This window comes from Saccharothrix lopnurensis, from assembly GCF_042658445.1.
Lineage (GTDB): Bacteria > Actinomycetota > Actinomycetes > Mycobacteriales > Pseudonocardiaceae > Actinosynnema > Actinosynnema lopnurensis.
In genome coordinates, this window is sequence record NZ_JBHSQO010000074.1 from 1 (window position 1) to 23,696 (window position 23,696).

Genomic DNA, 23,696 nt, shown 5'->3' on the forward strand with positions numbered 1-23,696 from the left:
CCCGTCTCGTCCGTGGTCTGCACCTTCACCACACCATCGAGCAACAACAACACATGAGTGTCTTTCGCGTCCTGCTCTATCACCTCGCGGTCGGCGGTGTACCGCACGACCGTCCCGATGTTCAGCAACTCTTGTCTGGTGTTCTCCCGGAGGCGACCCAGCAGGCTGTTGCTGGGCCACACTGGATCCTGTGTCATCGTCGTGGTCGGCATCGGCAGCATGTGGATCCTGTTACTGTTGTGACCGGCGGGATCTGGCAATGGGCCGACCCGCGTGGGGCGGCAAGTGATGGTCTCCCCGAACGTGCTGCGGACAGTACACCCGAATGGGCGTAACTGGCCCCCTTCTGTTCGGTGTTGTGCGCAGCCGCCCCCTCGTGAAGATCGCGTGCTAATGCACGGGCAATACCGAATGGAATGGAATTCCCCAGCTCCCGGGACGTGGGACGTGCGGCACACCGGGAACAACTCGTCCGATCCGGGACCTTGGACCTGTTGACGCGCCGAACGGCCCGTTCCGGCCCCCGGAACGGGCCGGGACCCCCGGAACCACAGGAGACGCACGTGAGCCAGCTGTTCAGCCCGCTGACCACCCGGTCGGTCACCCTCCCCAACCGGATCGCGGTCAGCCCCATGTGCCAGTACTCGGCACGTGACGGCCACCCGGACGAGTGGCACCTCGTGCACCTCGGCTCGCGCGCCGTCGGTGGGGCCGGGCTGGTGTTCACCGAGGCCACCGCCGTGCAGGCGGTGGGCCGCATCTCGCCCGAGGACACCGGCCTCTGGGACGACGCGCACATCGCCTCATGGCGCCCGATCGCGGAGTTCGTCCGGGCCCACGGCGCGGTGGCGGGCGTGCAGCTCGCCCACGCCGGGCGCAAGGCGTCCACCTGGTCGCCGTTCGCCGACGGGCGCGGCGGGGTCGCCGACGCCGAGGGCGGCTGGACGCCCGTCGCGCCGAGCGCGGTGGCGTTCCACGACAGCTACCGGACGCCGGACGAGCTGGACCGGGAGGGCATCGCGCGGGTGGTCGCCGACTTCGCCGCCGCGGCGCGCCGCGCGGTCGACGCCGGCTTCCAGGTCGTCGAGGTGCACGCGGCCCACGGCTACCTCCTGCACGAGTTCCTCTCGCCGCTCAGCAACTCCCGCACCGACGCCTACGGCGGCAGCCTGGAGAACCGCACCAGGCTCGCGCGCGAGGTCACCGCCGCGGTCCGGGAGGCAGTGGGCGACGACGTGCCCGTGTTCGCGCGCATCTCCGCCACCGACTGGGTCGAGGGCGGCTGGAGCGCCGAGGACAGCGTCGTGCTCGCCCGCGACCTGGCGGAGCTGGGCGTCGACCTGGTCGACGTGTCCACCGGCGGCAACGTGCCAGCGGCGGACATCCCGGTGGGTCCCGGCTACCAGGTGCGGTTCGCCGAGACCGTGCGGCGGAAGGCCGACGTGCCCACCGGGGCCGTCGGCATGATCACCGACGCCCGGCAGGCCGAGCAGGTCCTCGCCGACGGGTCGGCCGACCTGGTGCTGCTGGGGCGCGAGCTGCTGCGCGACCCGTACTGGCCGCTGCACGCGGCACAGCAACTGGGGGTGCGGACCAACCCGCCGAAGCAGTACGCCAGGGCGTTCTAGTAGGACCCGCGCCCAAAGGTCGGGCTGCCGGTGTGAAAACCGGCAGCCCAACCTCCGAGCAGCGGGTACGTGGACGTATCAGCGACGGTAGTCGTCGTAATCGTCGTCCGACGGGTCGTCGGAGCGCTCGTCGGTACGACGAACACCGCCGCCGCCCTCGCTGGACAGCTCGCGTTGCAAGGCCTCGAAGTCGGTGTTGTGGGAGCTGTACTTGAGCTCCCTCGCCACCTTCGTCTGCTTGGCCTTCGCTCGGCCGCGCCCCATGGCTCGACCCCCTCGCACAGGGACGGGGGCGGCCGGGGGAACGGCGGCCCCACTCGTCTCGACAACTAGTTCCTGGTAACTACCGTACCGTGCCGAAGGGGTTCCTCGCGACGCGGTAGGCGTGAGACGTGCCGTCAAATCCCGGCATGGGAGGATGCACGGGTGCCTCGACCGTTCGTCGCCTACCTCAGGGTGTACGAACCGCTGTCGGCTCTTGACGCACCGTTGGCCGACCAGGTGCGGAAAGCCCTGGAAAACGGGGTGTTGAGCCGCGCGGACGTCGGCGCGCGCGAGCGGGAGCTGTGGTTGCGATCACAGTTGGCCCGGCCGCGCCGCCTCCTGCCCGGAGAGCGGTCCGACGGGCGCGTCGCGCCCGACGCGCCGTTCGACGTGATGACCATCAGCCCCGCCGAGGTCCCCGGCGAGGTCGGACCGGGACCACTGGTCTGCCCGCTGGACCTCCGCCCCCGCTCCGCCGCCGCCCTGGTGGGCTTCCTGGCCACGGCCACCGGTCCGCTGCGGGACGAGGCGGTGGCCGTCGGGCCGGAGACCGTCCGGGCCCGCGCGGCGGCGGTGATGGCGGAGCTGACCGGCGGCGCGGTGCACGTCATCTCGACCACCTGGACGGTGCCGCTGCCCTGGTTCGCGCTGGTCGACCCGGACGCGCGGCGCATCGTGCTCGCGCCGAGGGACGACCCCGAGCGGCAGGTGTCGTGGCGGGTGTCCATGGCCGACGCCCGCGCCCGGACCGCGCGGGCGCACCGCGTGGTGTCCGGCTCCCTGGGCGAGGACGGGCCCGCCAAGGTGCTCGCGGACACCGGGCGCTGGCTGGACCACTTCGCGCCGGGCTCGGCGGTCGAGCTCGACTACGGCGGGCTGGTGCAGCTGGTCGACGACCAGGACCTGCTGGAGGACACCTCGGCGGCGGACGTGAACGCCATCGTCGACGCGCTGGAGGAGGGCGACGCCGAGGAGGTGGCGCTCCGCTACGAGCGGCTACGGGAGTTCTGGGGCGAGTTCGCGCGCCGGGAACGGCACGGTTAGCAGCAGCCGCGAGGCCACGGCCGCCACCGCGGCCAGCAGCAGGGCGGCGGGCCACCCCAGGGTCACGGCGACCCAGCCCGCCAGCGGCGGCGTGACGGTCGCGCTGAGGTAGTTCGCGGTGTTCTGCATCCCCAGTGCCGTGCCCGTGCGGCCGGGCGGGGCCAGCTCGCCCGCCGCGGTGACGGCCACCCCGTTCCAGCACAGCGCCAGCGCGGCGGTCGGCACCAGCGCCGCCGCCAGCAGCTCCACCGGCGCCCGGTCCAGCGCCGCGCACAGCGCGAACCCGACCGCCACCAGCACGCTCAGCACCCTCAGCGGGTGCACCCGGTCGGGCAGGCGGTCCGACCAGACCCCGACCACCAGCCGCCCCAGGCCACCCATGACCTGCGCGGCGGCGAACAGGCCGGCGGCCACGCCCACCGCGACACCCCGGTGGTCGTGCAGCAGCTCCACCATCAGCGCGGCCGCGGTGAACTGGGGCACGACCAGCAGCCCGCTCGCGGCGCTGAGCCGGATCAGGGCGGGGTCGGACAGCACCACCCCGTGGCCGCCGCGCCGCGACCGCGCCGCCCACGGCGGCTCCCGCACCCACAGGGCCACCGCGACCGCGACGAACCCGGTGGACCCGGCCAGCGCGAGGAACACCGCGGGCACCCCGGCGCCCACCGCCACCACCGGCAGCACGACCGCGGCCAGCGCCGCGCCCAGGGGCGTGGCGGTCTGCCGGATGCCCATCGCCAGGCCGCGCCGGTCCGGCGGGAACCAGGTGAGCACCGCCCGCCCGCCGGCCGCGTTCACGCTCGCCCCGAACAGGCCCACGCCGACCAGGGCGACCCCGGCCACCACGGCCCCGTCGAACGCCGCCAGGGCCAGGCACAGCGCCGCCCCGACCCCGCCGGTGGTCATCACCAGCCGCTCACCGCGCCGGTCGGCGGCCGCGCCCCACAGCACCAGGGTGAGCATCGTGCCCAGGTTGACCGCGCCGAGCAGCAGCCCGACCTGCGGCAACGACAGGCCGAAGTGGTCGCGCAGCTGCGGCGTGATCGCGGGCAGGCCGAGGAAGACCGCGGCGTTGGTGCCCTGCGCCACCGCGCCGACGGCCAGCACCACCCAGCGGTACCGCGTCGCTCCTCGGGTCATCAAGCGGCGACGTTAGGCGGCCTGTTCAAAGAGCGGGAGTGGAATCCTACTCCTTGGAACGTCCGGGGTTCGTCGGCCACCCGCGCTCGGCCGCCAGCAGCTCGTCCACCGACGCGCTGCCGCTCTGGTAGCGGCCCGCGATCTCGGCGTTGAGCAGGTCGACCACGACCTGCACCTCGCGCCGCCGCCCCGACACCGAAGCCTCCTCGCCCACGAACACCCGCAGGGCCAGGTCCAGCTTGTCGTCGGACAGCGCGCTCACGTCCGACAGGTCGACGTCCGACACCAGCGCCTCGACGTGCCGCCGGTGCGCCTCCGCCCGCGACGGCTCCTGCGTCTGGTAGCGCCCCAGCCCGGTGGCCGGTCCCACCGCGTTCGACGACAGGATGGCCGCGAGCTGGTCCACCACCGCCGACCCGCCCGAGATCCGCCGCTCCTGCTCGGCCCGCACGATGTCGATCCGCGCGTGCAGCAGCCGACGCAGGTACGACAGGTCGGTCTCCTCCTGCGCCGCCTCGTCGCGCAGGGCGCGCACCTCGGCGAGCGGGAGCCGCTCGACCCCCTCCGCGTAGTCGGGGGCGAGCACCCGGTCGATACGGCGGCGCCCGCCAGGACGCACCTCGATCACGTACTCATCCTGAGGTAGTTCCTGCCCACCCGCCAACACAAACCTGCTTCCAAAGTTGTCTCAAACCTGTACCGGACTGCGCACGCCCAGGAGTGCACGTGCGTCCGCGGGGGACAGCGGCGGCCGCTGCGCGATCCGCGCCAACCCGGCCGCCCGCGCGACCAGCTGCGCGTTGTCCCGCACCGGCTGCCCCTTCGCGTAGGACAGGGTGTCCTCCATCCCCACCCGCAGGTGCCCGCCCGAGGCCAGCGCGGTCAGCATCACCGGCAACGTGGCCCGCCCGATCCCGGTCGCCGAGAACGACGCGCCCTCCGGCAGCAGCCGCAGCGCCGCCGTGAGCGTCTCGGCGTCCCCGGGCATCCCACCCGGCACGCCCATCACCAGGTCGACGTGCACCTTGCCGCCGGCCGGCAACCCGTGCCGGTCCAGCAGCCGCCGCAACGACGCCAGCTGACCGATGTCGAAGATCTCGTACTCCGGCACGATGCCCCGCTCCCGCATGGCCTCGTGCAGCGCGACGACGAACCCCCACCGGTTCATGAACACGTCGTCACCGAAGTTCACCGTGCCCATCGTGCAGGACGCCGAATCGGGCAGCGCGTCCAGCACCCGGAGCCGGTCGGCCTCGGGATCGGTCACCGCCCCACCGGTGGACAGCTGCACGATCAGCCCCGTCCGCTCCCGGAGGGCCGCGACGGTCTCCTTGAGCAACCCCAGGTCGAGGCTGGGCCGGGCGTCCGCCCCCCGGACGTGCACGTGCACCATCGCCGCCCCGACCTGCTCACACGCCTCGGCCGTGGCGACCAGCTCCTCCAAGGTGACCGGGAGCTGGGGGACGTCGACCTTGGCGTGCTCGGCCCCGGTGGGGGCAACGGTGAGCAGCGTGCCGTGGGATCCGGGTCGGGACATGCCCCTGATCCTGGCACAGAAGTGGGCTCAAGCCTCAGGCCGGAACCAACGCGAACGGGTAGCAGTGCAGGTGAGGACGGTGCCGACGCCCGGCGGCGAGCGCCGCTCCCAGCCCGTGGACCGGGAACTCAACGCCCCAGGTTGCGGGCGGCCTCACGACCCAACCCGGGCGTGTCCGGCGGCACCGAATCCGGGTCCACCGAAGCCTGCACCCGCCGCTCCTCGGCCCCCACCGACAACTCCGTCTCCGGCGACACCGACCGCTTGACCAGCGCCAGCACCACCGGCCCCAGCTCGTGGTGCAGCGCCACGCTGCCGACCCGGCCCACCACCCGATCGCCCACCAGCACGGGATCACCGGTCTCCGGCTGCACCTCGCGCGTCCCGTCCAGGTGCAGCAGCAGCATCCGCCGGGGCGGCCGGCCCACGTTGTGGACCTTGGACACCGTCTCCTGCCCCCGGTAGCAGCCCTTGTCCAGGTGCACGGCCGCGCCGATCCAGTTCGCCTCGTGCGGGATCGTCTTCTCGTCCGTGTCGACGCCCAGCCGGGCCCTCAGGGACTCCACCCGCAGCGCCTCGAACGCCCAGCTGCCCGCCGGCCGCGCCCCCGCGTCGGTCAACCGCCGCCACCACCCGACCAGCGAGGCGCGCGGGACCACCAGGTCGACCGCGTCGTGACCGGGCCACGGCACCCGGCGCGCGAACCCGCCGCCGGCGAGCACGACGACCCCGCCCACCTCACCCGGCAGCGGCGCGCCCACCCGCTCGAACAACCCCGCCAGCTCGGGCCCGACCGCCGTCAGCACCGCCAACTCGGCCGAGGCGTCCCGGGGCTCGACCTTCGACCAGAACACCATCCTGGTCAGGTAGCCCAGCAGGTCGCCCGCCCGCCCGGCCTCGGTGTCCAGGTACACGACCCCGCCGACGTTCGCCACCACCGCGTGGTGCTCGACCCGCCCCTGCACGTCCAGGATCAACGCCTCGGTGCCCCGGCTCTCGCCCAGCGAGGTGAAGTGCTGGCTGGTCAACGAGTGCAACCAGGTGAGCCGGTCGTCGCCGGGCACCGCCACGACCGCCCGGTGTGACCGGTCGAACACCGCGACCGACCGCGAGGCGGACCGCTGCTCGGCGAACGGGTCGCCGAAGTGCCACGGGACGCCCTGGTCCGGGTTGCCGTCGAACGGCGCGACCGCCCCGGGCTCGGACAGCAGCGGCGAGTTCCCGGGGACCGGGTTCTCCAGCGGTGAGTTCACTCGGGCTCCTCATCGGCACTTCGGGCGAGGCAGTCGCGGCACGTGCCGGACAGCGCGAGGTGGCTCGCGTCCAGTTCGAACCCGTGCTCGGCCGCCAGTGTTCCCCCCAGGGGTGAGAGGAGCTCGCACGGCACCTCCTCCACGCGCCCGCAGCGGTGGCACACCAGGTGCACGTGGTCGTGCGGGTCCATCGAGTAGTTCGGCGCGCCGTGCCCGAGGTGGGTGTGCCGGACCATGCCGAGCCGGTCCAGCAGGTCGAGCGTCCGGTAGATGGTGGTGATGTTGACCGTCGGCGCGGTGCGCTGGACGTGCTTGCAGATCTGCTCCGGGGTGGCGTGGCCGAGTTCGCGCACCGCGTCCAGCACGAGCTGGCGCTGGGGCGTCATCCGCATCCCCCGGTCGTGCAGCGTCTTGCGCAGGGCCTTCGGTCCGGCGACGGTGTCCACCTCGTCGATGGTAGACGTGAGTAGTCTCACCCCATGCGCGTGCTCGTACTCCTCGACGGAACCCCGGCCGACCCCGACGCCCCGCTGATCCGGGTCGACGACCTGGGCCTCCTGCGCGGTGACGGCGTCTTCGAGACGATCCTGGTCGTCGACGGCGAGCCCCGAGAGCTGGGGCCGCACCTGGACCGCCTGGCCCGGTCGGCGGCGATGCTGGACCTGCCCGAGCCGGACCGCGCGGCGTTCGAGCGCACCGTCGACGTGGTGCTCGACAGGTGGGCCGGCGGCACGGAGATCGCGCTCAAGCTCGTCCACACGCGCGGCGTGGAGGGCGGCGACGGCACGCCCACCGGGTTCGCGCTGGCCACGGACATCTCGCCCAAGGTGCTGGCCCAGCGTGTCGAGGGCATCGCCGCGGTCACCCTCGACCGGGGCATCGAACCGGGCCTGGCGGAGCGCGCGCCGTGGCTGCTGCTGGGCGCCAAGTCGCTGTCCTACGCGGTGAACATGGCCGCGGTGCGCGAGGCCGAGCGCCGGGGCGCCGCCGAGGTCGTGTTCACCACGTCCTCCGGCTCGGTCCTGGAGGGCCCGACGTCCACGCTGATCACGGCGCGGGGCAGGCACCTGACCACGCCGCCGGCGGAGCTGGGCATCCTGCCCGGCACCACGCAGGCCGCGCTGTTCCGGGCCGCCGAGCGCGAGGGCTGGACCACCGAGGTGGCGCCGATCGACGTGGCGGACCTGTACTCGGCCGACGGCGTGTTCCTGGTGTCGAGCGTCCGCAAGATCACCCGCGTGCACACGCTGGACGGGAAGGCGCTGCCGGACTCGGCCGAGCTGCACGCGCGGCTCGACGCGCTGTACGAGTCGGAGTACTAGAACACCAGCTCACCCCGCGGCTCACCCCCGCGGCGCGAACCTCAACCGGGTCCCCGGCGGAGCCTGGCCGAGCAGCGGCAACGCACCCCCGCCGACCACCCCCACCACCGGGTACCCCCCGGTGGTGGGGTGGTCGGCGAGGAACACCACGGGCAACCCGTCGGGCGGGACCTGCACCGCCCCCGTGACCAGCCCCTCGCTCGGCAACTCGCACCCGACCCGCGCCGGCACGCGCTCCAGCGCGGTCCCGTCCAGCCTGATCCCCACCCGGTTGCCGCGGTCGGACACCGCCCACCGCCCCGCGCGCAGCTGCCCGACCGCCCCGGCGAACCAGTCGTCGCGGGGTCCCGGCAGGACCGGCACCACCAGCTCGTCCGGCACCCGCACCGGCACCAGCACGTCGACCCCGACCGGCACGCCCACCGGCACGCCCAGCGGCAGCTCGTCACCCGCCGCCAGCGGCGCGGGCCCCAGGCCGGAGAGCACGTCGGCGGCCCGACTGCCCAGCTCGGCGGGCACGTCGAGCCCGCCCGACACCGCGACGTAGGCGCGCAGCCCGCCGGTGGGCGTCCCCAGGGCCAGCACGTCGCCGGCGGCGAGGTGACGGGGGAAGTCGCACACCACGCCGTTGACGCGCGCGGGCGTGTGCGGACCGGTCACCGCCACCGTGCACGAGGCGTTGGCGCGCAGCACCAGCCCGCCCAGCAGCACCTCCAGGCCGGCCGCGCCCTCGGGGTTGCCGACCAGCCGGTTGGCGAGCCTGAGCGACGGCGCGTCGAGGGCGCCGGAGGGCGGCACGCCGAGGTGCGCGTGACCCGGCCGGCCCAGGTCCTGGACCAGGGTCTGCGGGCCGGTGCTCACCACGGTCAGGGCGCGCGAACGTGCGACTCGGGGGGGCTGGGCGTACGACTCGTGACCGCTGGGCGTACGACTCGCGACGTCCGGGGGGGTCACGGGGTGGCCTCGAAGCGGACGCGGTGGCCGGGGGCCAGCAGGGCGGGGGTCGGGCGGCGCGGGTCGAACAGGGGCGCGTCGGTGCGGCCGATCAGCCGCCAGCCGCCCGGGGTGGCCCGGGGGTAGGCCGCGGTGAACTCGCCCGCCACGCCCACCGAGCCGGCGGGGACCCTCGTGCGCGGGGAGTCCAGGCGGGGTTGGCGCAGCGGCTCGGGCAGGCCGGTGAGGTAGGCGAAGCCGGGGGCGAAGCCGCAGAACGCGACCCGGTACTCCGCGCCGGTGTGCAGCTCGACCACCCCGGCCGGGGTCAGGCCCGCGGTGCTGGCGACCAGCTCCAGGTCCGGGCCGTCGTAGGCGACCGGGATGACGACCTCCTCGGTGGCGGTCGCCGCCCGGTGGGCCAGGTCGGCGGAGGCCAGCACCTCGCGCACGGCGGGCAGGCCGCCGGGGCGGGTGGCGACCAGGACCGTGCGCGCGGCGGGCACGAGCTCGACCACGTCCGGCAGCGCGGCCGCCTCCACGGCGGCGCGCACCGCCTCCACCTCGTCGAGCGAGTCCACCTCGACGAGCACCGCGTGGGTGCCGCAACGCCGCAGCCGCATGGGCACAGCCTACGTCCTGTGAGTGGATTGTTGAACAATCTACGGCGAGAGTGCCCCGGAACTCCGGGGCCGGGACGCGAGGGCCTGGCGCGGTCAGGTCGGCCGGCGAGCCTGCCGTGCCCGGTCAGTCCGCCGCGGCCGGCGAGCCCGCCGTGCCCGGCCAGCCCGCCGTGCCCGGCGAACCCGCAGTGCTCAGCCGACGACGCGCTTGAGGTGCGCCGAGGTGTGCGGCTGGAGCGGCTGGCCGACCATGGCCCGCTCCTCCACGTAGGCCAGGTCACCGTTGTTCACGATGCCGTACAGGCGCTTCGCCCCGACGACCTCCTTGGCGGTCGCCGTGCGGACCACCGCGTCGGTGCCGAACTCCCAGGACGTCTGGTTGCGCGGCTTGCCGTAGTACAGCTCCATGACCCCGGTGTTGTGCGCCAGCAGCACCTCGATCGTGTCGTCCGGCTTCGGCCGCCAGAAGCCGGTCTCGCGGGCGGCCTGCCGGATGACGTTGCCCTCGGCGTCCAGCAGCCAGGCCCGCGCCTCGTAGTACAGGAACGGCCGGCCGTCGTGCGCGAAGGTGATCTGCTGCCCGAAGCGGTACGGGCCCTCGATCGTCGGGTACACGACCTCGCCCTCGCCGCGCCACACGCCGACCAGCGGCAGCAGCGCCAGGCAGGCGTCGTGCAGCGAGGGGCCCTCGCGCAGGTTCGCGGTGTCCGCCGGGATCGGCAGGTCGTCGAACTGCGGCAGGTTGAGGGCGCGCGTCACCTCGGCGCGTGCCGCGGCGGCCTGCACGGCCGCGTCACCACTGCCCGGAACGGGCTCCTCGGCGCTCACCGCTGGTCGGAGAACAGGCGGTACACCACGTAACCGGCGAACCACACCACCAGCAGGGACACGAGTACCAGCAGCCCGGTGAAGAAGTGTTCCACCACCCCAGTTTAGGCCCCGGACCCGGGAAGCCGCCGACCCCGGTGGCGAACGCCACCGGGGTCGGCGGGAACAGACCCGCGAAAAGCGGCTCAGGCCACCGCGACCTCGACCGGGTGCACACCCGGCCCGTCGGCGGTGACCGACGCCTGCCCGTTGCCGGACCGGTGCAGCGCGCGGACCGTCCACGCGCCCGGCGCGGCGTAGAACCGGAAGTCGCCCTCCGGGGAGGACACGACCTCGGCGGTGAACTCGCCGGAGGCGTCCAGCAGCCGCACGAACGCCCCGCCGACCGGTCCGCCGGCCGACCTGACCTTGCCGGTGAGCACGACCTGGTCGTCCCCCACCGCGAGGTCGACGCCCTGCTGCGGAGCCCCGCAACCGTCCAGGCTCATCGTCACGCCCCCTTGCCGTCGCCGAGCTCGACCGGCACGCCGACCAGCGAGCCGTACTCGGTCCAGGAACCGTCGTAGTTCTTCACGTCCTCGTGGCCCAGCAGCTCGTGCAGCGCGAACCACGTGTGCGACGAGCGCTCGCCGATGCGGCAGTAGGCGATCGTCTTGCGCGAGCCGTCGAACCCGGCGTCGCCGTAGATCTCGGCCAGCTCCTCGTTCGACCTGAACGTGCCGTCCTCGTTGGCCGCCTTGCTCCACGGCACGTTGATCGCGCTCGGGATGTGGCCGCCGCGCTGCGCCGCCTCCTGCGGCAGGTGGGCGGGCGCGAGCAGCTTGCCCGAGAACTCGTCGGGCGAGCGCACGTCGACCAGGTTCTTGTTGCCGATGGCGTCCACGACCTCGTCGCGGAACGCGCGGATCGACAGGTCCTGCTCCTGGGCCTTGAAGTCGGTCGGCTCGCGGTCGACCTGCTCCTTGTCCAGCGGGCGGCCGTCGAGCTCCCACTTCTTGCGGCCGCCGTCGAGCAGCTTGACCGCGTGGTGGCCGTACAGCTTGAAGTACCAGTACGCGTACGCGGCGAACCAGTTGTTGTTGCCGCCGTAGAGGATGACGGTGTCGTCGTTGGAGATGCCCTTGGCCGACAGCAGCTTCTCGAAGCCCGCCCGGTCGACGAAGTCGCGGCGGACCGGGTCCTGGAGCTCGTTCTTCCAGTCGATCTTCACCGCGCCGGGGAGGTGGCCCCCGTCGTAGGCGGTCGTGTCCTCGTCGACCTCCGCGAACACCACACCGGGCGTGTTCAGGTTCTCCTCGGCCCACGCGGCCGAGACCAGGACGTCTTCACGGCTCATCGAGCTGCTCCCATTTCTTCGTTCTTACTGCGACGGTGTCGACTGGGGACGGGCGAGGAACGGCGCGCGGCGGCGCAGGACCAGGAACACCTCGCACCCGAGGCACAGGCCGAACGCCGCGTTGAGCAGCGCGGCCACCAGGGCGGCGGAGGTCGCGACCACGCCGAGGGCGGTCAGGCCGGTGGCGAAGCCGATCGTGCCGACCAGGGCGAAGACGAACCCGACTCCCTGCGCGAACCGCAGCGGGGCGGCCTCCTCGCGCACGGGGGTCGGCGTGAGCCTGGGCTGGACGGCGAACCGGTAGACGTGACCCCACGGGTTGAGCTTGAGCGAGATGAACGCGCACATGGCGAACAGCACGGTCTGCGCCGCGAGCAACCGCCACGACCCGGTGAGCAGCACGGTGGCGAGGATCGCGGAGGTGATCCAGGCGCTGAACCGCGGCCCGCGCGGGTCTACAGGGGCGTTTTTGGACACGGCGACCTCCTGACGGTGGACGAAGACGGGTAGTCCGTCTTCAGGCGGTGGTAGGGCAGGCGCGCACGTGAGTCAAGGTCGTGCCCGCCGCCGGGGACCGCCCGGTCAGCTCGCCGCGCGACACAGGCTGCTGCGCACGCGGCAGAGGTCCACCGCGAGTCGCTTGGTCAGCAGCGTGGTCATGGGTGCGAGGGTAGCCGCTCGTCCCTGCTGTCGGGAGTACCGCCCAGCAAGTGGGAAATACCAGGTTCACCCGTTCGGTGGAGGCAGGTGTGGGCGCAAAGCCGCAGCGAGCGTGGCCGGTTCGGGCACGCCGCCGACGCGCAGCAGCTCGACCCCGGCCGGGTCCAGCGCCAGGGTCGTGGGCGCGCGCCACACGCCGAGGGCACGGGCGACCTCGGGCAGGTCGGTGACGTCCAGCTCGACGTGCCGCAGGCCCCCGGTGCGCTCGGCCAGGTCGACCAGCACCACCCTGGTCCGCTTGCAGTTGGCGCAGAAGTCCGTGGACAGCTGCACCAGCGTGACGGGGGTGCGCGCGTCGAGCAGGTCGCGCACGAGCCCCGGCAGTTCGGGGGCCGAGGCCCCGGCACCGGCAGCCCCGGCACCCCCAGCCGCGCCGCCCGGAGCCCCGTCGCCCGCAACCCCGCCGCCCGCAGCCTCCGGCCCCGCGACCCCCGCGTCACCACCCACCACCGTGCGCGGCGGCGCGTGCCGGATGCGGCCCTCGCGCGCCCGCAGCACCAGGCCGATCACCACCACCGCGGCGACCGCGGCGACCAGCGCCCACACCCCGGTCATCAGCCGGCGCCCTGGTCCAGCGGGATGTCGTTGACCGTGCCCTCCACGATGAACGCGCCGCTCTCCACCTTCACCGCCGTCGGCGTCGCGGTGAACGGCAGCTGACCGGGGTCGATGACGACCCCGAGCGCCTGGCGGACCGTGCCGAGCACCGCGTCCAGCCCCTCCAGCGAGGTGTCGTCCAGGTCGATGTCGTTGACCGCGATCGCGATCTGGCCGTCGATCAGCGACACCGTGCCGTAGGCGGCGATCCGGATCTTGCGGCCGGCCACTGTGGTGCTGCCCGCCAGCTTCACCGCCGCCACGGTCGGGTCCGGCTTCCGCGCGGCGGCGGCCTGCTCGGGCGCGGGCTCGCCCTCCAGCTCGGCCTCCCGCTTGGCGCGGTTGTCCGGCTCGATGGTCATGTCGTTGAACGGCGTGACCCTGTTGACCAGCCGGTTCAGGTCGCTGGACTTGATCTTCACGCTGCCCCTGACCTGGTCGATCCGGGCGTTGGCGGTGTTGCCCGCCAGCAGGTCGGACAGGCCGATGCGCACGTGGCGCAGGTTCGCCCGGATCTCCAGGTTGCGCAGGTCGTCGCCCACGGGCACGCCGGCCGCGCTGATCTCGATGTCCCGGTAGTCGCCCGCCAGCGCCTGGGTGGTGAACGGGAAGCCGTTGATGCGGACCGCCGGGTCCTCGCTCAGGCCGAACTTGTGCCGCATCCGCTGGGCGACCTGGTACTCACCCGCCGCGGCCAGCCCGTAGTCGGCGGCGACCAGCACGGCCCCCACCACCAGGGCGGCGATGATCAGCTTGCGCCCGCGGGTGGGACGGCGCTTGGACTCGTTGGCGGTCATGGTCGGTCGGTGCTCCCCTGGGAGTGGTGGTCGAGCCAGGTCGCGATCCGGTCTACCAGAGCCGGCGTCATGGCCGACTCGGCGTGCCGGACGCCCGGCTCCAGCCACAGCTCCGCGTCGCCGCCCGCGGCCCGGTGCAGGGCGACGGCGTGGGCCGGGCCGAAGTAGTGGTCCCGCTCCCCGTGCACGATCAGCAGCGGGGTCGGCGCGATGCGGTGCGCCACCTCCAGCGGGCTCTCCGGGGGCGCGGTCCACGGCGGGCCCAGGCGCACGCCCAGCGCGCGGGCGGCCAGCCGGCCGTGCGGCTGCTCCAGCAGCCAGTGCACCCGGCGCATGGCCGGCGTGTCGCGCACCCACCAGCGGGAGGGCGCGCTGACCGCGGCGACGGCGTCCGGCCGGTCCTCGTGCAGGGCCGCGTGCCGCAGCGCCACGGACGCCCCCATGGAGAACCCGACCGTCACCACGCGCCGGTACCCCAGGTCGCGGGCGAGCGAAACACCGGCCGCGAGGTCGTGCACCTCGTCCAGGCCGACGGTGGAGGTCCCGCCCGAGCGGCCGTGGCCCCGGAAGTCCAGCGCGACGACGCCGCCGTGCCGGGCGAACCGGTGCAGCACGCGCGAGACGAAGGGCTTGCGCACGTGGTTGGTGAAGCCGTGACCGACCACGAACGCCAGTTCCGTCACGGAGCGTGCGGACCTCACGTGCAGGCCGTGCAGCACGACGGCGTCGTGTGACACGGATGTAACAGGCGTGACGCTTGTGGAAACAACTGTGACCCTGTCCTGCTGACCTGGGTCTTTTGTGGCGTGCACCGGTATCGTCTCCGTCATCCGCAGGCAACGGGGCCCGGTCACCGTACTTCGCTCGCCTGGTCCGGTGACCACGCACCGGCCGAACGAGAGGGCGCCGCGATGAGCATCGACGTGCTGCTGCTGACCACCGACTCCGACCCCGAGGCGGTCCTCCCCGCGCTGTCGCTCCTCCCGCACGAGGTGCGGCCGCTGCGCCCCGAGGTCTCGGCGCTGCTGGAGGCAGGCCCCCACGACATCGTCCTGGTCGACGCCAGGTCCGACCTGGTCGCCGCGCGCAGCCTGTGCCGGCTGCTCGACTCCAGCGGCGTGGACGTGCCCGTGGTGGCCGTCGTCACCGAGGGCGGTCTGGTCGCGGTCAACTCCGACTGGAGCGTGGACGAGATCCTGCTGCCCACCTCCGGCCCGGCCGAGGTGGAGGCCCGGCTGCGCCTGGTGCGCTCGCGCCGCGGCGCCGCGCAGACCGGCGGGGACGGCTCGATCCAGCTCGGCGAGCTGGTCATCGACGAGGCCACCTACACCGCGCGCCTGCGCGGCCGGCCGCTCGACCTCACCTACAAGGAGTTCGAGCTGCTGAAGTACCTGGCGCAGCACGCCGGCCGGGTGTTCACCCGCGCCCAGCTGCTCCAGGAGGTCTGGGGCTACGACTTCTTCGGCGGCACCCGCACCGTGGACGTCCACGTCCGGCGGCTGCGCGCCAAGCTCGGCCCCGAGCACGAGTCGCTGATCGGCACCGTGCGCAACGTGGGCTACAAGTTCGTCCGCCCCCCGCGGCCGGGCAGCGCCCGCCGGGTGGAGCAGGTCGACGTGGCGGACGCGAACCTGGACGACGCCGAGCTGATCTTCCGGATGTGACGCCCACCGGGCGCGGCGCGCGCCGTCGCGCCCGGCGGCGCCGGGCCCAGTAGGTTCGACGACGTGGAACCGATCTGGTCCGAAGAGCTTTCCCCCGAGCAGGTCGGTGAGGTCACCGACCTGCTCGGTGCCGTCGAGGGGGTCGACGGCGTGGCCCCGGTCGGGGAGGCCGTGGTCCTGCGGCTGCGCCCCGGCGCGCGCGGGAGCGCCCACCTGCTGGCCCGCCGCGACGGCGCCCTGGCCGGCTACCTGCACCTGGACGCGCGCGGCGACGCCGACGGCAACGGGGTCGCGGAGCTGGCCGTCCACCCCGACCACCGCCGCCGGGGCGTCGGCACGGCGCTGCTGGAGGCCGTCTCGGAGCGGGCCCGGCCGCTGCGGGTGTGGGCCCACGGCGGCCTGCCCGCCCAGGAGGCGCTGGCCGCGGCGCTCGGCGCGCGGAAGGTGCGCGAGCTGCTGCGCATGGGCCGCCCGCTGGGCGCCGACCTGCCCGAGCCGGTGCTGCCGCCGGGCGTGCGGCTGCGGGCGTTCGAGCCCGGTCGCGACGAGGAGGACGTGGTCCGGGTCAACCACCGGGCCTTCTCCTGGCACCCCGAGCAGGGCGCGATGAGCGTCGAGGACCTGCTGGCCAAGCAGCGGGAGCCGTGGTTCGACGCGGCCGGGTTCCTGCTGGCCGTCGACGCCGACGACCGGCTCCTGGGCTTCCACTGGACCAAGGCGCACCCGGCCGGGCTGGGCGAGGTGTACGTGGTGGGCATCGACCCGGACGCGCAGGGCGGCGGCCTGGGCAAGGCGCTCACCCTCGCGGGCCTGGCGCACCTGCGCGCCGCCGGGCTCGCCGAGGTGATGCTCTACGTCGAGGCCGACAACGCTTCGGCACTGGCCGTGTACACCCGGTTGGGATTCACCCGGTGGGGAGCGGACGTCCAGTACTCCCGGTAGTGACAAACCCGTCACGTCCTGCAAACGCGCAGGTCACGGATCACACAAAAGGCGGTGTGACCCGTCACCTCCCGTGTGCTGTTCACCTCCCGTTCACCTTTTCCTGGGGGCGCGTCCACCCTCGCTCCCTACCGTCCGTGTCGAGCGGCGGCACGAGCGCCGCGGTATCCGCCCTTGTAGCTGGAGGACCCAGGTGAAGACCAAGCGACACGGCGCCGTAGTCGGCCTGATCGCGGCCGGTGCGCTTCTGCTCACCGCGTGCGGCAGCGACAACAACGCCCCCGCCGGCGGCGCGGCCCAGACGACCGGCGAGTCGTCGTCGTCCGTCGAGTGCGGTGGCAAGTCGAAGCTGAGCGCAGAGGGCTCCTCGGCGCAGAAGAACGCGATCGACACGTTCGTCCAGGCGTACCAGCAGCGGTGCTCCGGCTCCGACCTCGCCTACAACGCCTCGGGCTCCGGCGCGGGCGTCAAGCAGTTCATCGCCGGCCAGGTCGACTTCGGCGGTTCCGACTCGCCGCTGTCGGAGAGCAAGGGCGAGGTGGCGGGCGCCGCCGAGCGCTGCGAGGGCAACCCGGCGTGGAACCTGCCGCTGGTCTTCGGGCCGGTCGCGCTCGGCTACAAGCTGGGCGGCGTGAGCGACCTGACCCTGAACGGCGAGGTCGCCGCCACCATCTTCAACGGCACCGTCAAGAAGTGGAACGACCCGGCCATCGCCGCGCTGAACTCCGGCGCCTCGCTGCCCGACAAGGACATCACGGTCATCTACCGGTCCGACGAGTCCGGCACCACGGACAACTTCCAGCAGTACCTGGAGGCGGCCTCGAAGGGCGCCTGGACCCAGGGCGCGGGCAAGCAGTTCAAGGGCGGTGTCGGCGAGGGCAAGGAGAAGTCCGCCGGTGTCGCGCAGGCCGCGGGCGCCGTCGACGGCGCCATCACCTACGTCGAGCTGTCGTTCGCGCAGGACAACAAGCTGTCCATCGCCAAGATCGACAACGGCTCCGGCGCGGTCGAGCTGAACGAGGAGTCGGTCGGCAAGGCCATCGACGGCGCCACCATCAAGGGCACCGGCAACGACCTGGTCCTGGACCTGGAGTCGATCTACGGCGCGAGCACCGCGGGCGCCTACCCGCTGCTGCTGGCCACCTACGAGATCGTCTGCTCGAAGGGCTACGACGCCGACACCGCGAAGGCCGTCAAGGCGTTCCTCACGGTCGCGGCGACCGACGGCCAGGCGGGTCTGGCGGACGCGGGCTACGCTCCGCTGCCGACGGCCTTCCAGGAGAAGCTGCTGACGGCCATCGAGGCCATCGCCTGACCAGGCCGGCAGACTCCCCACCAGCGCCAGCGCGATGAACGAACGCACAGTGGCCCAGCGCCCCGCGGGCACCGGATCGACCGGTGCCCGCGGGGGCGTCCCGGCCGCCCGACCCGACTCGGAGGCTCCGATTCCCCCGACCGCGGAAGCCGACAACAAGTCCCACGTCCGGCCGGGCGACCGGATCTTCAAGGGCCTCGCCACGGGCTCCGGCATCTTCATCGTGGTGCTGATCGCGGCGATCGGCGTCTTCCTGCTGCTCCAGGCGATCCCGTCCCTCGGCCTCAACCACGTCAACTTCCTGACCAGCCGCGAGTGGTCGACCGGTGACGTCGGCGACATGCGCTTCGGCATCCTGGACCTGTTCCTGGTGACCGTGGTGTCCTCGGCGTTCGCCCTGGCCATCGCGATGCCCATCGCCCTGGGCATCGCGCTGTTCCTGACCCAGTACGCGCCGCGCCGGCTCGCCCGGCCGTTCGCGTACCTCATCGACCTGCTGGCCGCCGTGCCGTCGATCATCTTCGGCCTGTGGGGCCTGCTGGTGCTCGGCCCGGTGCTCACCCCGGTCGGCGAGTGGCTGACCACCACCCTCGGCTGGCTGTTCCTGTTCGACGAGGGCAACGTCAGCATCGAGCTGGGCGGCACCATCTTCACGGCGGGCATCGTGCTGGCGGTGATGATCCTGCCGATCATCACCGCGGTCAGCCGCGAGGTGTTCGACCGCACCCCCGTCACCCACGTGGAGGGCGCCATCGCGCTCGGCGCGACCAAGTGGGAGGTCGTGCGGACCACCGTGCTGCCGTTCGGCAAGGCCGGCTACGTCAGCGCCTCCATGCTCGGCCTCGGCCGCGCGCTGGGCGAGACGATCGCGTTGATGATCATCCTGAGCGGCACCGGCGCGGCGTTCGCCTGGAGCCTGTTCGACGGCGGCGCCACGTTCGCCTCCAAGATCGCGCTCGCCGCGCCCGAGTTCAACGACCCGCGCACCGCGGGCGCGTACATCGCCGCCGGTCTGGTGCTGTTCGTGCTGACCTTCGGCGTCAACGCCATCGCCCGGATGATCGTCGCCGGTCACAAGGAGTACGAATGACAGCGACCGACACGGCGGACCTGAACCGCCTGGCGACGCCGCCGACGTTCCAGAGCATCAGCGGGACCCGCAAGCTCAAGAACGGCGCCGCCACCGCGCTGGTGTGGGCGGCGTTCCTGATCGCGATCGTGCCGCTGGTCTGGGTGCTCTACGTGGTCGTCCAACGCGGCTTCCCGGTGGTCCTGGATCCGGACTGGTGGCAGAAGTCGCTGTCCGGGCTGCTGTCCCGCCAGCAGGGCGGCGGTGTCTACCACGCGATCTACGGCACCCTGGTGCAGGCCCTGGTGTGCGGCCTGCTGTCCGTGCCGCTCGGCCTGTTCGTCGGCGTCTACCTGGTGGAGTACGGCGGCCGGTCCAAGCTGGCCCGCGCCACCACGTTCATGGTCGACATCCTCACGGGCGTGCCGTCCATCGTGGCCGCGCTGTTCGTCTACACGCTGTGGATCACCTACTTCGGCTTCGGCCGCAGCGGGTTCGCGGTGTCCCTGGCGCTGGTGCTGCTCATGGTGCCGGTGATCGTGCGGACCACCGAGGAGATGCTCAAGATCGTCCCGGACGAGCTGCGCGAGGCGTCGTACGCGCTGGGCATCCCGAAGTGGAAGACGATCATGAAGATCGTCATCCCGACCGCGCTGTCCGGCATCGTCACCGGCATCATGCTCGCCCTGGCCCGCGTGATGGGCGAGACCGCGCCGGTGCTCGTGCTGGCCGCGTACGCGCCGTACATCAACTACAACCTGTTCGACGGCCCGATGGCGTCGCTGCCGCTGCTGATGACCTCGGAGCGGAACAACCCCACGCAGGCGGGCTTCGAGCGCATCTGGGGCGCGGCGATCACCTTGGTCATCATCATCACGCTGTTCAACCTGCTGGCGACCGTGGTCTCGCGGTGGCTGGCTCCGAAGACGAAGTGAGCGGGCGGTCATGGCCAAGCGCATCGACGTGAAGGACCTCAACCTCTTCTACGGCAAGTTCCACGCCGTCCAGGAGGTCTCCCTGGCGGTGCCGCCGCGCAACGTGACGGCGTTCATCGGTCCGTCCGGCTGCGGCAAGTCCACCGTGCTGCGGTCGCTGAACCGAATGCACGAGGTGGCGCCCGGCGCCCGGGTCGAGGGCAAGGTGCTGCTGGACGGCGAGGACATCTACGCCTCGTCCGTGGACCCGGTGCAGGTGCGCCGGACCATCGGCATGGTGTTCCAGCGGCCCAACCCGTTCCCCACCATGTCCATCCGGGACAACGTGGTGGCCGGGCTGAAGCTCGCCGGGGCGAAGAACAAGAAGGACCTCGACGAGGTGGCCGAGCGCTCGCTGCGCGGGGCCAACCTGTGGAACGAGGTCAAGGACCGCCTCGACCGCCCCGGCGGCGGGCTGTCCGGTGGTCAGCAGCAGCGGCTGTGCATCGCGCGGGCGATCGCGGTGCAGCCGGACGTGCTGCTGATGGACGAGCCGTGCTCGGCGCTGGACCCGATCTCCACGCTGGCGATCGAGGACCTGATCACGGAGCTGAAGAAGGAGTACACGATCGTCATCGTCACGCACAACATGCAGCAGGCGGCCCGGGTCTCCGACCAGACGGCCTTCTTCAACCTGCTGGGTGTCGGTCAGCCGGGTCAGCTGATCGAGGTGGACGACACGGAGAAGATCTTCTCCAACCCCAGCCAGAAGGCGACGGAGGACTACATCTCCGGCCGCTTCGGCTGAGACCCCGCGGTGCCGGTGCCGACCCCCGGTCGCCGGTCCCCGGAGCCCTCCCGCCCGGAGCGGGAGGGCTCCGGCGCGTCGGGGGACCGGACGTACCCGGGATCACCACCGCCACCGACCCGCCCCGACTCCACCGCAGGTGGGGGAGCTCCGACGCGTTCGGGTGACCGTGGAACCCACCGCGCGCGGCGGTCGTCAAAGTCGAGACACCGTCCCCCTTTCGGGGGTACCTTGGCGGCCGGGATCGGCTGAACTCGCAGGGGGTAACCGTGGCGCCGGAAGGTGCGTGGAGCGCACAGTCCATGCAGGCGATGACGGCCAACATGGCCGGGTTGAAGCAGGCGGCCCTGTCCGGATCCTTCGCGATCAGCCAGGAAGGCGCCCAGGCGTACATCAAGGCCATCGAGGACGCCCAGTCGGACCTGCGCAAGGCCGAGACCAAGGCGTACGCGCTCAGCGAGCGGACCAGGCTGGGCACGAGCCCCGACGCCGAGGCGATGAGCAGCTACAACTTCGAGAGCGCCAACGGCGGGGCGGGCACCTCCGGGATCATCCCGGCCATCGAGCAGCTCAAGACCGCGCTGGAAGACGCCAAGGCGGCCCTGCAGGAGGCCGTCAAGAACTACGGCAACGTCGACGACGACCACGCCGGCAAGTACAACCGTTACTGAGGTGGAGTGGAGTTGACCAGGGTGATCCGGCCGGTTCTGGCGCTCGCGTTGGCGTCGCTCGCCCTCGTGGCGTGTTCGACCAACGAGCCCGGCAACCCGAACCCGGGAACGACCACGGCAGGCGGGACCACCTCCGGGAACTCGTCGCCCACGACGACGTCCGGCGCCGGTGACCCGCTCGCCGACTTCGACCCGTGCGCGGCGCTCCGGGAGGTGGCCGGCCAGTTCAACCTGACCGGCATCGAGGAGGACGGCGACGACTGCTTCGCCGAGTTCTCGCCCAGCGTCACCGTGCTGGTCGGTCCCATCGACGCCCCGCTCGCGGAGGCGGGCAAGGGGCCGCAGGCCGAGGTCAGCGACACCGAGGTGAACGGGCGCGAGGCCAAGCTCGTCCGCAAGGCGTACACGAACACCGCGTGCGCGGTCGCCCTGGCGGTCGGCGAGGGCAGGGTCGACACGGTGGCCTCCGCGGACGCCTCCCTGGAGGAAGCCTGCGACGCCGCGACCAGGGTGGCCACGGCGATCGAACCGCAACTGCCGGAGTAGGCGGGGGAGGACTCGTGCCGCCGCCGGACCTGGACAGCGGCGCCGGCGGGATCGTCACGGCCTCCCGGGGCGACGTGCTCCCTCCTCGCAGGTGACCCGGGAACAGGCGTGCGAGGTCACGACCGCGATCGGGCCGCAGCCGCCCCGGGCTGGTGCGGGACCCTCCTCCCACCTGCGGGTGATCGGGGGAACCGGTCGTCGGCCGGCTCCGTCATAGACGGGACACGGCTCACCGGCACCCGGTACCGTGAAGCCCGCGACCGGGTCGGCTGCGGTGATCAGGACCGGGTCGTCGAAGCAAGCAGGGGAGGACGTCGTGACGCCGCCGAACTCGGACCACAACAGCGACGCAAGCGCAGTCGACTACTCCGGCGACCGGCAGGAACAGCTCGACCGCCAGCAGCAGCAGAACCTCGACGACGCGAGGCAGCAGGGCGGCCTGTTCCCGACGCTGGGCGCGGTGGTCGAGAACGTCCGCGACCAGGCGGCGCTGAACCAGCAGTTCCAGGACCAGCAGCAGCGCCTGGAGCAGACGGTCGAGCAGTACCGGCCGCCGATGTCCTCCTCGTGCCAGCACTACCTGGGCCACGACCACCCGGCCCTCAAAGCCATGGTCAACGAGAACATGGACCCGGCGAGCGCGAACGAGCAGGGTCGTGCCTGGACCGATGTCGGCAACGCCCTCGCGACGCTCCAGGAGGGGCTGGGCCGGGCCACCGAGAGCAGCAAGGACGCCTGGCAGGGCCAGGCCGCCGAGTCCGCGCGCGGCTACTTCGCCGGCGTCTCCACCTGGGCCGGCGACGCCGCCCAGGGCGCGCAGCTCACCGGCACCAAGCTGTTCGACCAGAGCCGGGCCGCCGAGACGGCGAAGAACACCATGCCCGAGCCGGTCGACTTCAGCACCGCCGACGCCTACCGCATGTTCTTCTCCGAGCCCAACCCGTTCAAGTGGGCCGAGACGATCGACCAGATCGAGCAGAAGTTCGAGGAGAAGCAGCAGGCCCACGAGCGGGCGGCCGAGGTCATGACCACCATGGCCACCAGCTTCCAGGAGTCGGGCGCGGCCATGCCCGCCTTCACCCCGCCCCCCGCCATGACGGGCACCGGCGGCAGCGGCGAGAACAACAACCCCGGCACCGGCGAGGTCAACGGCCGCCCCACCGTGCCCAGCGGCACCGGCACGGGGACCGGGACGGGCACCGGCACCGGCCCGAGCGACTTCTCCGGCGGCGGCAACACCACCAACCAGTCCGGCTGGGGCGGTCCCGGCGGCTACACCCCGCCCGGCGGTGGCGGCGGTGGTGGTGGCGGCTACACCCCGCCCGGTGGCGGCGGAGGCATCAACCCTCCCGGCATCTACCCGCCGGGCACGTACCCGCCCGGCCGCGGTCCGGGCAACGGTCCCGGCACCGGCCCCGGCAACCGTCCCCCCGGTTACCGCCCGCCCGGCCTGACCCCGCCCGGCGGTCGTCCCGGCGGCGGCGGTCCCGGCGGCCGCGGCGGTCCGGGCGGCGGTGGTGGTGGCGGCGCGGGGGGCGGTGGCGGTGGCCTGGGCGGTCCCGGCGGCCTGGCGGCGGCCGGACGCGGCGCGGGCGGCCTGGGCGGTCCCGGCGGGTTCGGTCCCGGCGGCAGCGAGGGCGCGCTCGGCGAGGCCGGGCGGACCGGTGCCGGTGCGGGCGGCGCGGGTGCGGGCGGGTTCGGCCCCGGTGGGGGGGGGGGGGGGGGGGGGGGAGGTGGAGGGGGCC

At 73.0% G+C, this 23,696-nt stretch carries 29 protein-coding genes; 12 read left to right on the forward strand and 17 right to left on the reverse strand.

Features of this window, described 5'->3' with window-relative positions; genetic code table 11:
• A partial coding sequence (locus tag ACFP3R_RS36315) for a cyclic nucleotide-binding domain-containing protein (protein ID WP_465270006.1) occupies positions 1 to 221 on the reverse strand: 221 nt, incomplete at its 3' end.
• Between the two features lie 342 nt (positions 222 to 563).
• On the opposite strand from ACFP3R_RS36315, the gene ACFP3R_RS36320 reads away from it, so the two are divergent.
• Complete coding sequence (locus tag ACFP3R_RS36320) at positions 564 to 1,628, forward strand: NADH:flavin oxidoreductase/NADH oxidase (protein WP_380643324.1); 1,065 nt, start codon at positions 564 to 566, stop codon at positions 1,626 to 1,628.
• A gap of 78 nt (positions 1,629 to 1,706) precedes the next feature.
• On the opposite strand, the gene ACFP3R_RS36325 is transcribed toward ACFP3R_RS36320, so the two are convergent.
• Positions 1,707 to 1,892 (reverse strand): DUF3073 domain-containing protein, encoded by a 186-nt coding sequence (locus tag ACFP3R_RS36325; protein ID WP_380643326.1) that lies wholly within the window; start codon positions 1,890 to 1,892, stop codon positions 1,707 to 1,709.
• Positions 1,893 to 2,054: 162 nt separating this feature from the next.
• On the opposite strand from ACFP3R_RS36325, the gene ACFP3R_RS36330 reads away from it, so the two are divergent.
• A complete protein-coding gene (locus ACFP3R_RS36330; protein ID WP_380643328.1) occupies positions 2,055 to 2,936 on the forward strand; it encodes a DUF8083 family protein in 882 nt (293 codons plus the stop codon).
• Here the strand turns inward: ACFP3R_RS36330 and ACFP3R_RS36335 are convergent.
• The 5 genes from ACFP3R_RS36335 to ACFP3R_RS36355 all read right to left on the reverse strand — a co-directional run bounded on the left by ACFP3R_RS36335 (position 2,889) and on the right by ACFP3R_RS36355 (position 7,312).
• Entirely contained in the window at positions 2,889 to 4,076 is a 1,188-nt protein-coding gene (locus ACFP3R_RS36335; protein WP_380643330.1) for an MFS transporter, read from the reverse strand. The two genes, ACFP3R_RS36330 and ACFP3R_RS36335, sit on opposite strands and share 48 nt — an antisense overlap.
• Before the next feature lie 46 nt (positions 4,077 to 4,122).
• Positions 4,123 to 4,704, reverse strand: coding sequence for an RsiG family protein (locus ACFP3R_RS36340; protein ID WP_380643332.1), 582 nt, complete (start codon positions 4,702 to 4,704; stop codon positions 4,123 to 4,125).
• 60 nt (positions 4,705 to 4,764) lie between these two features.
• Positions 4,765 to 5,613, reverse strand: a complete 849-nt coding sequence (locus ACFP3R_RS36345; RefSeq protein ID WP_380643334.1) for a beta-keto acid cleavage family enzyme — start codon at positions 5,611 to 5,613, stop codon at positions 4,765 to 4,767.
• A gap of 128 nt (positions 5,614 to 5,741) precedes the next feature.
• Positions 5,742 to 6,866 (reverse strand): CAF17-like 4Fe-4S cluster assembly/insertion protein YgfZ, encoded by a 1,125-nt coding sequence (ygfZ, locus tag ACFP3R_RS36350; RefSeq protein WP_380643336.1) that lies wholly within the window; start codon positions 6,864 to 6,866, stop codon positions 5,742 to 5,744.
• Complete coding sequence (locus ACFP3R_RS36355; protein ID WP_380643338.1) at positions 6,863 to 7,312, reverse strand: Fur family transcriptional regulator; 450 nt, start codon at positions 7,310 to 7,312, stop codon at positions 6,863 to 6,865. Before ACFP3R_RS36355 ends, ygfZ begins: the two co-directional genes overlap by 4 nt.
• Before the next feature lie 33 nt (positions 7,313 to 7,345).
• Between ACFP3R_RS36355 and ACFP3R_RS36360 the strand changes: the two genes are divergently transcribed.
• Positions 7,346 to 8,188: an aminodeoxychorismate lyase gene (locus tag ACFP3R_RS36360; protein ID WP_380643340.1), complete on the forward strand. Its 843-nt coding sequence runs from the start codon at positions 7,346 to 7,348 to the stop codon at positions 8,186 to 8,188.
• 21 nt (positions 8,189 to 8,209) lie between these two features.
• Here the strand turns inward: ACFP3R_RS36360 and ACFP3R_RS36365 are convergent, their stop codons facing one another.
• The 10 genes from ACFP3R_RS36365 to ACFP3R_RS36410 form a co-directional block, all read right to left on the reverse strand.
• Positions 8,210 to 9,052: a 5-oxoprolinase subunit C family protein gene (locus ACFP3R_RS36365; RefSeq protein WP_380643342.1), complete on the reverse strand. Its 843-nt coding sequence runs from the start codon at positions 9,050 to 9,052 to the stop codon at positions 8,210 to 8,212.
• Positions 9,053 to 9,138: 86 nt separating this feature from the next.
• Positions 9,139 to 9,744 (reverse strand): 5-oxoprolinase subunit PxpB, encoded by a 606-nt coding sequence (gene pxpB, locus ACFP3R_RS36370; protein WP_380643344.1) that lies wholly within the window; start codon positions 9,742 to 9,744, stop codon positions 9,139 to 9,141.
• A 192-nt stretch (positions 9,745 to 9,936) separates the two neighbouring features.
• Positions 9,937 to 10,572, reverse strand: a complete 636-nt coding sequence (locus tag ACFP3R_RS36375; protein WP_380643346.1) for a heme-binding beta-barrel domain-containing protein — start codon at positions 10,570 to 10,572, stop codon at positions 9,937 to 9,939.
• A 185-nt stretch (positions 10,573 to 10,757) separates the two neighbouring features.
• Complete coding sequence (locus ACFP3R_RS36380; protein WP_380643348.1) at positions 10,758 to 11,060, reverse strand: DUF1416 domain-containing protein; 303 nt, start codon at positions 11,058 to 11,060, stop codon at positions 10,758 to 10,760.
• 2 nt (positions 11,061 to 11,062) lie between these two features.
• On the reverse strand, positions 11,063 to 11,908 hold the full coding sequence (locus ACFP3R_RS36385; protein WP_380643350.1) for a sulfurtransferase: 846 nt from the start codon (positions 11,906 to 11,908) through the stop codon (positions 11,063 to 11,065).
• Between the two features lie 24 nt (positions 11,909 to 11,932).
• Positions 11,933 to 12,385, reverse strand: a complete 453-nt coding sequence (locus ACFP3R_RS36390) for a DUF4395 domain-containing protein (protein ID WP_380643352.1) — start codon at positions 12,383 to 12,385, stop codon at positions 11,933 to 11,935.
• A 105-nt stretch (positions 12,386 to 12,490) separates the two neighbouring features.
• Positions 12,491 to 12,568 carry a putative leader peptide gene (locus ACFP3R_RS36395; protein WP_360103130.1) on the reverse strand — a complete coding sequence of 26 codons (78 nt, stop codon included), beginning with the start codon at positions 12,566 to 12,568 and terminating at the stop codon, positions 12,491 to 12,493.
• 66 nt (positions 12,569 to 12,634) lie between these two features.
• Positions 12,635 to 13,183, reverse strand: coding sequence for a TlpA family protein disulfide reductase (locus ACFP3R_RS36400; protein ID WP_380643354.1), 549 nt, complete (start codon positions 13,181 to 13,183; stop codon positions 12,635 to 12,637).
• Positions 13,183 to 14,022 carry an LmeA family phospholipid-binding protein gene (locus ACFP3R_RS36405; protein WP_380643356.1) on the reverse strand — a complete coding sequence of 280 codons (840 nt, stop codon included), beginning with the start codon at positions 14,020 to 14,022 and terminating at the stop codon, positions 13,183 to 13,185. Before ACFP3R_RS36405 ends, ACFP3R_RS36400 begins: the two co-directional genes overlap by 1 nt.
• The gene (locus ACFP3R_RS36410; protein WP_380643358.1) at positions 14,019 to 14,759 is read right to left on the reverse strand and encodes an alpha/beta hydrolase family protein; all 741 of its coding nucleotides are present in this window, start codon (positions 14,757 to 14,759) and stop codon (positions 14,019 to 14,021) included. Before ACFP3R_RS36410 ends, ACFP3R_RS36405 begins: the two co-directional genes overlap by 4 nt.
• Before the next feature lie 174 nt (positions 14,760 to 14,933).
• Here ACFP3R_RS36410 and ACFP3R_RS36415 point away from each other — a divergent pair, with 174 nt between their 5' ends.
• The 9 genes from ACFP3R_RS36415 to ACFP3R_RS36455 form a co-directional block, all read left to right on the forward strand.
• A complete protein-coding gene (locus ACFP3R_RS36415) occupies positions 14,934 to 15,686 on the forward strand; it encodes a winged helix-turn-helix domain-containing protein (RefSeq protein WP_380643360.1) in 753 nt (250 codons plus the stop codon).
• A 63-nt stretch (positions 15,687 to 15,749) separates the two neighbouring features.
• Positions 15,750 to 16,628, forward strand: coding sequence for a mycothiol synthase (gene mshD / locus ACFP3R_RS36420; protein ID WP_380643362.1), 879 nt, complete (start codon positions 15,750 to 15,752; stop codon positions 16,626 to 16,628).
• Between the two features lie 193 nt (positions 16,629 to 16,821).
• Entirely contained in the window at positions 16,822 to 17,943 is a 1,122-nt protein-coding gene (gene pstS, locus ACFP3R_RS36425) for a phosphate ABC transporter substrate-binding protein PstS (RefSeq protein ID WP_380643364.1), read from the forward strand.
• A 34-nt stretch (positions 17,944 to 17,977) separates the two neighbouring features.
• Positions 17,978 to 19,033 (forward strand): phosphate ABC transporter permease subunit PstC, encoded by a 1,056-nt coding sequence (pstC, locus tag ACFP3R_RS36430; RefSeq protein ID WP_380643366.1) that lies wholly within the window; start codon positions 17,978 to 17,980, stop codon positions 19,031 to 19,033.
• On the forward strand, positions 19,030 to 19,947 hold the full coding sequence (pstA, locus tag ACFP3R_RS36435) for a phosphate ABC transporter permease PstA (protein WP_380643368.1): 918 nt from the start codon (positions 19,030 to 19,032) through the stop codon (positions 19,945 to 19,947). Before pstC ends, pstA begins: the two co-directional genes overlap by 4 nt.
• 10 nt (positions 19,948 to 19,957) lie before the next feature.
• A complete protein-coding gene (pstB, locus tag ACFP3R_RS36440; RefSeq protein ID WP_380643369.1) occupies positions 19,958 to 20,734 on the forward strand; it encodes a phosphate ABC transporter ATP-binding protein PstB in 777 nt (258 codons plus the stop codon).
• A gap of 302 nt (positions 20,735 to 21,036) precedes the next feature.
• A complete protein-coding gene (locus ACFP3R_RS36445; RefSeq protein ID WP_380643371.1) occupies positions 21,037 to 21,405 on the forward strand; it encodes a hypothetical protein in 369 nt (122 codons plus the stop codon).
• A gap of 12 nt (positions 21,406 to 21,417) precedes the next feature.
• A complete protein-coding gene (locus tag ACFP3R_RS36450) occupies positions 21,418 to 21,951 on the forward strand; it encodes a DUF3558 domain-containing protein (protein WP_380643373.1) in 534 nt (177 codons plus the stop codon).
• A 316-nt stretch (positions 21,952 to 22,267) separates the two neighbouring features.
• Positions 22,268 to 23,696, forward strand: a 1,429-nt coding sequence (locus ACFP3R_RS36455; RefSeq protein ID WP_380643375.1) for a hypothetical protein, incomplete at its 3' end; no start/stop codon positions are given.